A 9,338-nucleotide genomic window follows, 5' to 3' on the forward strand; every position below is an offset into this window, starting at 1 on the left:
CTCAATAGAGGGCTTTTTTATTGGAGGAATATCAAGCAATGTCTAGACACAACACAAAGCAACATCAGTGGCATAGCACTGCAAAACGTGACTATCCGAAGCTAGACGGGTTATATCGAGTGAGAATTATGCTGCCAAGCGGAAAGTTACACACGTTCGAAAATTACTACTGTTTAAAACGCGGCTTCACTTTTGATAATACGATGCGCGATCGCGGAGATACGATGAGAATTCTTGAATGGCATGATGGCTGGGAGGATTAAATGAAATATATAAGAACGAAAGATGTTTATACAAAACTAGGCATTGGACGAACAACTCTTTTTGATTGGACTAATCCAAAATCACCAAGATATATACCGCGTTTTCCAAAGCCAATCACGATTAATGGCTCAAAACTTTATATAGAAGAGGAAATTGAATCATTTATGCAGACATTAGCAGCAAAACGTTAAATTTCAACCCCACACATTTCCACATAATCACCCCACATTTGCATTACAGCAACACGTTCTTCCAAATAATCATGCCGATTATAAACTTTTTCAAGTTTATTTCTTATATCGTGAGCAAGAACGGTTTCAGCTACATTAGTATCAACACCTTGTTGCGCAAGATATGTACGTACTAATGCCCTCATCCCGTGAGCGGTTAATTTATCTTTATAGCCATTTCGCTTTAAAGCAACATTAACCGTTTCACTATTCATCGGTTTATTACCATCGCTTCTGCTATAAAATACATACTTTGAGCTATTCTTAAAAGATAACATCTGTTCAAGCACTGATAAAGCTTGACGGGATAATGGCACACTATGAGGTCTTTTATATCCTAATCTTCCCTTCATTTTTTCTGCGGGTATATGCCAGACTTTATTATCAAAATCAATCTCGGTCCATTCAACTGATACCGCCTCCGCTGGTCTAACAGCGGTTAATAACTGCCAATATATCAAATACAAAGTTCTCGCTTGAATTGGAGAGTTTTTAATATCCGTAATAAATGATTGCAATTCATGCGGTTCAATTGTTGGATTATTTTTTGCTGTTTTGATATGAAATGATTTTTTAGCTTTATGGCAATTATGCATCTCAATAATTCCCATATTTTCTGCAAAATCCATAATACTAACTACAGTTCGCAATACTTTTTCAATGACTGATGTTAATCCAGCTTTTGCTACTGGTTGCAATACATCCACAAGTAATTTGGCATTAACATTACTAATAGGTACATTACCAATTTTAGGTAAAATATATTTTTGCAAACGCCGCCAATCATCAAACATCGTCTTTGACATAACTTTTTTAGCTTTAAAGTTTACCTTCCATGTTTCTGCGATTTTTTCAAAAGTATTTAAATGAGCACTTATTTGTTCTTGCTCTAAATTTTTTAGATAATCTTGTGGGTCAATATTCTGATCTAATAACGCTCTATACTTATCTCGTAATAGCCTAGCATCTTGTAACGACATTGCTGGCCAAATACCAAGAGATATATCGGTACGTCGTTTTGTATAAGGCTTATAATAATTAAAACGCCAACGTTTAGATGCTGAGCTTATTTCAAGATACAAACCGCCACCATCTCTTAATGGACTATTTTCAGGAGTAGCTGCCTTTACAGCTGTTGCTGTTAACGGTTTAATTACTTTTGCCACAAAATCACCTACCAAATCACCTACCAAAATGATTGGATAGCATTGTATAATTTTGGATTATTTTAAACAAGAGATAAGTATAAACCATTGTATTTTAAAATAATTTTTAGATAAAATTAAACCAATTCAAACTCAAACGAACACGATATAGGAGGCGGTACACGCCTCCATATATTATTCCACATTACTCTACATAAGTATTTTAATTATTTTTAATTCAATAACTTACATCACAAACCACTCTATATCGCTACACCAAAATACACTACTATCTGATAAAAATGGGACTATAAAAAAGGAAAGTTGTAAATGAATCGACTTTACTCAAGCGGTTTTTGTCGATTCACATAATGATATTATGAATATCAATATTCAACTCAGAGGTAAGTAAGCATTTCTTAATATCCAAGGCAATGTAAAAAAATTATCCGTAACTTCAAAAAATTTGTTGAACATCACCTTGAAAAAACCGTACAAACGCCGTACAATTTATGAAAAATAAGAGGAAACATATTATGGTAGCAACAGCAAGATTTGAGGCAAGAATTAGTGAAGATGTACAGCGTTTATTAAAGCGAGCAGCAACTCTTGAGGGACGTAGTTTAAGTGATTTTGTCATTAATGCGGCATTATTAGCAGCAAAAGAAACAGTCGAGAAAAATGAATTAATTCATCTTTCTATTATCGATCAACAAAATTTTGCAGAGGCATTAATTGCACCACCAGAGTTAAATCAAAAAATGAAAGAGGCATTACGCTTAAGTTTGGAGCTATTGGAGGAGTAATGCTTTCTCGTAAGATAAAAGTTGTTACATTTAATAAATCATTTTTACGTAGTGCTTTTGATTGTGGTTCCGTTCCATTAAATGATTATCTGCGACAACAAGTTTCCCAAGATATAAAAAGGAATATTGCATCTTGTTTCACTATTATTGATGAAAACAAGACTATTTTAGGGTATTACACGTTAGCATCTACAAGTATACCTCTGATTGATTTACCCGATAATTTAAAGAAAAAATTACCTCGTTATCCAAGTGTACCAGCAGTTTTACTTGGACGTTTAGCCATTGATAAGCAAGTAAAAGGACAAGGGTTAGGGAAAGCCTTATTAGGTAATGCGTTAAAGCGAATTGTTCGCTCTGAAATTGCAGCTTATGCACTGATTGTTGATGCGAAAGATAAAGATGCTAGAGCATTTTATCGCAAATTTGGTTTTATTCCTTTTACTAATGCTGAAAATAAACTATTTCTTCCTTTAGAGAAGATAAAGATGCAATTAAAACAAGAGGATAACTAATCAAACAATTGCTAAATATTGACATCACCATCAAATGTGATCGCAAGCTTAGTTTTTGTGGAAGAGTTTTAACTTCAAGATAATGAACTCGTTTAAACAAGAAAGGTATAGATAGTTTGATCTGCCTCCGAAAAGTTACACACTTTTTTAGGTAAGCATTCTCCGTTTCCAATTCAATGATTCTTAAACGTAAACGTTCTTCTGTTTTCGGTGGTGGCATTTTGGCATAACGTGTTTTTTCATCGTAGGAAGTCCTTTGGTTTTTGCTATATTTAGTCATCAAAAACCTGCACCTCTATCTGATGGATAATTGATCCAACTTCTTAGGTGCAGATCAGTACACGTTTCCCTATATTGTCCCATACCACTTTTCCTTGCTCTACCTTATTTTTTCAATGCACCGTATCTTCCGCAATTAACTCCTCTCCCCAAGGATCAAACTCATAATACTCCTCTTCTTCTGGTTTAGAGCTCATCACTCCGGTGAATCCAATCTCATATTCACTATAAGTAAGTTTGCAATAAACATTAGGAAAAGTATCTATTAGGGTATAAAACCAGTTTGTTGGAGGATTCCACGCCGTCTCAAAACTTACCGTAAAACTTTTGGTAGTTTCATCAATATCACTGAGATAAAACTGCTCTGCATTCCACTTCACGCCCCAATGCTGATATCGCCAGTCATACCAAGTTTTAGCACCATACTTTGCAACATTAGCCATATATTTTCTTGCCAATCCAAGATCAATATGACAATGCTGTTGTTCTTCCTGATATTGATCCAAATAATGTATTAAGTTAGCTACGCACCACTGATATTTATTTGCCATATCCAAAAGGTGAGTTTTTATATCCTCATTAGCAAATATCTTCAATTCTTTCCACAAAGTATCGGTTACTAATAACTCTTGTTCTACACTTAATAATTTAAACCCATTTTCACCACTGGTATTATCCTCTAACATCAGCGCTTCTGGCATCGGCAGTAATAAATTAAAATCAAGACAGAACTGTTGTTTCTCCGTATCAAACTTCATTACTTTCTCAAAAACTTGTTGAAACTCTGCTAGCGTGTTTGCTGTAATTTCTAGTGTATTTTTACACCAATTTGGCATAGCGTGATTCCTAAAATTAAATATCATCAACAAAAAAGGGTACCATTACTGATACCCTTTCTAAAGCCCTCTGTGGGGAACCCCTCTATGGGGGAAAAGTTTAAAAGCCCTCTATGGGGAGTCATTTATTTCTTTTGTGCTTGTACCGCTGCTACTGCCACCATATTAATAATACGGCGTACTGAAGAAACCGGTGTTAAGATATGTGCTGATTTCTTCAAGCCCATTAACATTGGCCCAACTGTAATCGCAGTGGTGGTCGCACGTAATAAGTTATAACTAATACGTGCTGATTCCATACTTGGCATAATTAATAAGTTGGCTGCGCCTTTAATTGGGCTGTCCGGCATAATGTTTTTACGCAAGTTAGCAGAAAGTGCTATATCGCCATGCATTTCACCATCAATAATTAAATCTGGACGGCGTTCTTTCACCAACTCAAGCACTTTACGCATTTTCACTGCATTATCGCTATTAGATGAACCATAATTTGAGTTAGAAAGTAGTGCCACTTGCGGTTCCATACCAAATGATTGTACTTCTTCCGCTGCCATCAAAGTAATTTCCGCTAACTCTTCTGCAGTTGGATTTTCATTCACAAAAGTATCAGAAATAAAAACGTTACCTGTTGGTAAAACAAGGCTATTTACTGTCGCTAAAGTATGCACTCCATCTGCCACTCCAATTACATCACGTAATGTTTGGAGATGTTCGCGATAAGAACCGACTAAACCACAAATAATGGCATCCGCTTCACCACGTTGTACTAAAATCGATGCAATCGCAGTTTTATCAGTAATTAAACGATGTTTCGCTAATGATGGAGTCACGCCTTTGCGTTTCATTATTTCATAATAAGCCTGCCAACATTCAGCATAACGGCTATCTTGTTCATTATTAACAATATCAAAATCTTTTCCGGCTTCAATTTTAAGCCCTAGATTTTTGATACGTTGTTCAATCACGCTTGGACGACCAATCAAAATCGGATAAGCAATACCTGAACTACTGATTTCTTGTACTGCGTGTAATACACGAGGTTCTTCACCATCTGTTAAAATCACACGTTTCTTATCTAATTTCGCTTGTGCAAACACTGGTTTCATAAACAAGTTAGTTTTATACACAAACTGAGTAAGTTGATCGATATAAGCGTTAAAATCGGTAATTGGTTTTTGTGCAACGCCGGTATCCATCGCCGCTTTCGCCACAGCTGGTGCAATTTTCACAATTAAACGTGGGTCAAACGGTTTTGGAATAATATATTCTGCACCAAAAGAAACTTCATTCTCACCATAAGCAGAAGAAACTACATCACTTTGTTCAGCTAATGCCAAATCAGCGATTGCTCTTACTGCCGCTAATTTCATCTCTTCATTAATGGTTGTTGCATGAACATCTAATGCACCGCGGAAAATAAATGGGAAACAAAGCACATTATTAACTTGATTTGGGAAGTCTGAACGACCAGTACAAATAATGGCATCTGGACGAGCCGCTTTCGCTACTGGCGGTAAAATTTCCGGTACTGGGTTAGCTAACGCCAAAATTAATGGGGTATCCGCCATTGTTTTTACCATTTCAGGTGTTAATACACCCGCTTTTGAACAGCCTAAGAAAATATCTGCTCCCGGTAATGCGTCTGCTAGAGTACGTGCGCCATTATCTTCAATTGCATACACTTGTTTAGTTTCATCAATATGATCGCCGCGACCTTTATACACTACGCCTTTAGAATCACAAATAGTGATATTTTTGCGTTCAATACCTAACGCTACCATTAAGTTTAAACAAGCAATTGCAGATGCTCCCGCACCAGAGGCAACCACTTTCACTTTTTTAATATCTTTATTAACGACGCGTAAACCATTTAATACTGCTGCCGCACAAATAATTGCTGTTCCATGTTGGTCATCATGGAAGACAGGAATTTTCATACGTTCGCGTAATTTTTTCTCAATATAGAAACATTCTGGTGCTTTAATATCTTCTAGGTTAATCCCGCCAAAAGTTGGTTCTAATGACGCAATAATATCGATTAATTTGTCAGGATCGGTTTCATTAATTTCAATATCGAATACATCAATACCAGCGAATTTTTTGAATAATACGCCTTTTCCTTCCATTACCGGTTTACCGGCTAATGCCCCGATATTACCTAAACCTAAGACTGCAGTACCATTGGAAATTACTGCCACCAAATTACCACGAGAGGTATATTTGTAAGCATTGGCTGGATCTTTTTCGATTTCTAAACAAGGTTCTGCAACACCCGGCGAATAAGCTAAAGCTAAATCTTGTTGAGTTGCAAGCGATTTGGTTGGGGTAACTTCAATTTTTCCCGGAATTGGAAATTGATGGAAATCCAATGCCGCTTGGCGTAATTTTTCGTCCATAATCTATCCTTATGTATCATATGAAAAATGATTATCTGCAAGAGGTTCACCGCTTTACTTACTGCGAAGGGCAAGATGAAAGTCGAGGGGTAATCCACCGCTGTGTTCGTAACAGGCTCTAATAAACATCATCAAAGTCTATTGATATTCCATTAATCTACTAGCTGACATCCACTCATATTGAGCCAGAAAATGGATTTTTTGTTATATTGTTGGAGTGAATAACAATACCCTAAAATAAGACTCCTTCATTAAAAATCCGCTTTTTATTATAGTTTCCTTTTCGAGGAAAGCTGTGAGCTATGCCACATTTTTGCAAACAATGTTAGAATATTTGCTCCAATTTTTTCTAAACATCTCAATCTCCATTACCAATAATAGAACTATGAAACAACGCTTAGATAAATTTTTATCCGAATATACCGGCTTATCTCGTTCACAAGCAGCCAAAGCATTACGCCAAAACTTAGTGATGGTCAATGAGCAAATTGTCAAAGATGGTGCAATGAAAGTATCTACTGAAGATCGGATCTCTTTTGATGGAGAAACGTTAACTTGGGTAACAGGTAATCAATATTTTCTGTTATACAAACCGGAAGGTTACATCTGTTCTAATGATGACGGCGAATACCCGACAGTTTATCAATTTTTTGATTATCCGCTCTCTACGCGTTTACATACTGCTGGGCGTTTAGATGTAGATACTACTGGTTTAGTTTTACTCACTGATGATGGGCAATGGTCGCACCGTATCACTTCGCCAAAACACCATTGTGAAAAAACTTATTTGGTGACATTGGCTGATCCGATTGAAGATTTCTATGTTGAAAAATGTCAGCAAGGTATTCTTTTAAAAGGAGAAAAACAGCCTACTAAGCCAGCGCAAATTGAAATAATCGACGATTACAATTTGAATTTGACCTTAATTGAAGGTAAATACCACCAAGTAAAACGAATGTTTGCTGCCCTTGGTAATAAAGTGATTGCGTTACATCGTTGGCGCATTGGGCAGATTATTTTAGATGAACACCTCGCTGAAGGTGAATATCGTTCATTAACAGAAGAGGAAGTTCAATCATTTTTAGAATAACAATAATAAGAGGTTTAAATGGGAAATAAGAAAGTAAGAATAAATTTTATCTTTGTTTTAATCTTAGGATTATTATCTATGATGCCGCCTTTAGGCATTGATATGTACCTACCCGCTTTTCTTAATATATCAAAAGATTTAAATGTTCCATCTAGTCAAGTGCAATATACCCTTACTATGTTCACGTTCGGTATGGGCGTTGGTCAGTTAGTATGGGGGCCAATTGCAGATAGCATAGGTAGAAAACCAATTATCCTATTTGGCTTATTAATCAGTACTATCGCTGCCTTTGGGTTAACCCAAATTAACAATATTCACCATTTTATTGGTTTACGCTTATTGCAAGGCTTTTTCGGTGCTGCGCCTGTGGTTGTCCTTGGTGCATTATTACGTGATCTTTTTAGTAAAAATGACTTCTCTAAGATGATGTCTTTAGTCACCTTAGTGATTATGATTGCGCCTTTATTAGCACCTATTCTCGGCGGTTATATTGTCCAATATTTTCATTGGCATACTATTTTCTATCTACTTGTCTTTGTGGGGATCCTCAGCGGTTTACTTTTCGCTTGGCGGATTCCTGAAACATTACAAAAAGAAAATCGTCAAACTTTCTCTTTGAGAAATATTTTGCGCCAATTTTGGAGCGTATTAAGACTAAAAGAAGTCGTTGGTTATTTGATTGTATCCACTTTCTCATTTGCTGGATTATTCGCTTTTCTCACCTCAGGCTCTTTAGTTTATATCGATATTTACGGTGTTAAAGTACAAAACTTTGGTTACTTCTTTATGATGAACATTGCTGTTATGGCGCTATTCACCGTTATTAATGGCAAAATTGTCGGCAAAGTGGGTGCCGAAAGAATGTTGCAATTTGGACTCGGTATGCAAGCCGCCGCTGGTTTATGGCTGTTAATTGTTGCCATTTTTGATCTTAGTTTCTGGCCAATGGCACTCGGTATCTCTTGGTTTATCGGTATGAATTCTACTATTGGCGCTAATGCTTCCGCACTTATTTTAGAGAAATTTCCGCGTACTGCCGGAACTGCAAACTCTGTATTAGGTACACTCCGTTTTGGTGGCGGTGCCGTTGTTGGTTCTTTACTTGCGTTAGTGCCAGTAACCAGTGCTATTCCAATGTTAGCCACGATGATTTTATGTATTACGATTGCCGTTTTAGGCTATTGGCTGCTCACTTTTAGAAATTTAAATTAATCTAAAAAACTTTCAGCAATACAAAACAGTGATTTTGTATTGCTACCGCAAAATTTATTATTTTTTCATCAATCAACCCAGTTAGAATCATTACTGATACCCATTTTGATGATTTATTGATCAATTTTGGAGGGCTTTTTCTATCCACACAACCTGTGGATAACTTTGTGGAATACTTTAAATAAAAATTCGTTAATCCTTGCTATATAAGGGATTTTATTCATCACCACTGAAATTGTCTGTAAAATAACATTTTCTTATAAATCAATAAGTTAAATAAAATCCAGCAAAGATTATATTTTTCAGCAAAAAAATAAATAAAAAAAAAACTTGACAAAAATAAGTCTGTGCAAAACTTACTATTTTTCAAGTTTTTTCTGATGTTAATTTACTTTTGAGATGGAGAACAGTGGAGCAATAATTACTCCACTTAGACCGCTGACAAACCTAAATTTTGTTAAAAATTTCTATAAAATAGCTCTGGGTTCCCTCTCACTCTTGCCCGAATGCAAATAAGATTTTCAGGCAAAAAAAGCTGTCAATTTTTCGAGCTCGCGAGAAAAAT

Annotated in this window: 8 protein-coding genes; 5 read left to right on the forward strand and 3 right to left on the reverse strand. The window is 36.0% G+C overall.

Annotation, left to right across the window (positions count from 1 at the left end):
- The first annotated feature begins 263 nt into the window (after nt 1-263).
- Complete coding sequence (locus tag QS62_RS11035) at nt 264-455, forward strand: helix-turn-helix transcriptional regulator (protein WP_065234565.1); 192 nt, start codon at nt 264-266, stop codon at nt 453-455.
- Here the strand turns inward: QS62_RS11035 and QS62_RS11040 are convergent.
- On the reverse strand, nt 452-1,660 hold the full coding sequence (locus QS62_RS11040) for a tyrosine-type recombinase/integrase (protein WP_066110143.1): 1,209 nt from the start codon (nt 1,658-1,660) through the stop codon (nt 452-454). The genes QS62_RS11035 and QS62_RS11040 overlap by 4 nt on opposite strands.
- Nucleotides 1,661-2,175: 515 nt before the next feature.
- Between QS62_RS11040 and QS62_RS11045 the strand changes: the two genes are divergently transcribed.
- Both QS62_RS11045 and QS62_RS11050 read left to right on the forward strand, forming a co-directional pair.
- Complete coding sequence (locus tag QS62_RS11045) at nt 2,176-2,445, forward strand: type II toxin-antitoxin system TacA family antitoxin (protein ID WP_066110145.1); 270 nt, start codon at nt 2,176-2,178, stop codon at nt 2,443-2,445.
- Nucleotides 2,445-2,960, forward strand: a complete 516-nt coding sequence (locus tag QS62_RS11050; protein WP_066110147.1) for a GNAT family N-acetyltransferase — start codon at nt 2,445-2,447, stop codon at nt 2,958-2,960. Before QS62_RS11045 ends, QS62_RS11050 begins: the two co-directional genes overlap by 1 nt.
- Before the next feature lie 392 nt (nt 2,961-3,352).
- Here the strand turns inward: QS62_RS11050 and QS62_RS11055 are convergent, their stop codons facing one another.
- Complete coding sequence (locus tag QS62_RS11055) at nt 3,353-4,075, reverse strand: DUF1281 family ferredoxin-like fold protein (protein ID WP_066110149.1); 723 nt, start codon at nt 4,073-4,075, stop codon at nt 3,353-3,355.
- A gap of 125 nt (nt 4,076-4,200) precedes the next feature.
- A complete protein-coding gene (locus tag QS62_RS11060) occupies nt 4,201-6,471 on the reverse strand; it encodes an NADP-dependent malic enzyme (protein WP_066110152.1) in 2,271 nt (756 codons plus the stop codon).
- A gap of 385 nt (nt 6,472-6,856) precedes the next feature.
- Between QS62_RS11060 and rsuA the strand changes: the two genes are divergently transcribed.
- Nucleotides 6,857-7,561: a 16S rRNA pseudouridine(516) synthase RsuA gene (gene rsuA, locus QS62_RS11065; RefSeq protein WP_066110157.1), complete on the forward strand. Its 705-nt coding sequence runs from the start codon at nt 6,857-6,859 to the stop codon at nt 7,559-7,561.
- Between the two features lie 18 nt (nt 7,562-7,579).
- Nucleotides 7,580-8,773: a Bcr/CflA family multidrug efflux MFS transporter gene (locus tag QS62_RS11070; RefSeq protein ID WP_066110155.1), complete on the forward strand. Its 1,194-nt coding sequence runs from the start codon at nt 7,580-7,582 to the stop codon at nt 8,771-8,773.
- Nucleotides 8,774-9,338 lie beyond the last annotated feature (565 nt).

It is taken from the genome of Gallibacterium salpingitidis (assembly GCF_001678495.1).
GTDB lineage: Bacteria > Pseudomonadota > Gammaproteobacteria > Enterobacterales > Pasteurellaceae > Gallibacterium > Gallibacterium salpingitidis.

What these genes read in the sequence shown, in the direction of transcription:
- QS62_RS11045 (WP_066110145.1), top strand. Translation starts at nt 2,176, where the DNA reads ATGGTAGCAACAGCAAGATTTGAGGCAAGAATTAGTGAAGATGTACAG.
- QS62_RS11070 (WP_066110155.1), top strand. Translation starts at nt 7,580, where the DNA reads ATGGGAAATAAGAAAGTAAGAATAAATTTTATCTTTGTTTTAATCTTA.
- QS62_RS11050 (WP_066110147.1), top strand. Translation starts at nt 2,445, where the DNA reads ATGCTTTCTCGTAAGATAAAAGTTGTTACATTTAATAAATCATTTTTA.
- QS62_RS11055 (WP_066110149.1), bottom strand. Translation starts at nt 4,075, where the DNA reads ATGCCAAATTGGTGTAAAAATACACTAGAAATTACAGCAAACACGCTA.
- QS62_RS11035 (WP_065234565.1), top strand. Translation starts at nt 264, where the DNA reads ATGAAATATATAAGAACGAAAGATGTTTATACAAAACTAGGCATTGGA.
- QS62_RS11060 (WP_066110152.1), bottom strand. Translation starts at nt 6,471, where the DNA reads ATGGACGAAAAATTACGCCAAGCGGCATTGGATTTCCATCAATTTCCA.
- rsuA (WP_066110157.1), top strand. Translation starts at nt 6,857, where the DNA reads ATGAAACAACGCTTAGATAAATTTTTATCCGAATATACCGGCTTATCT.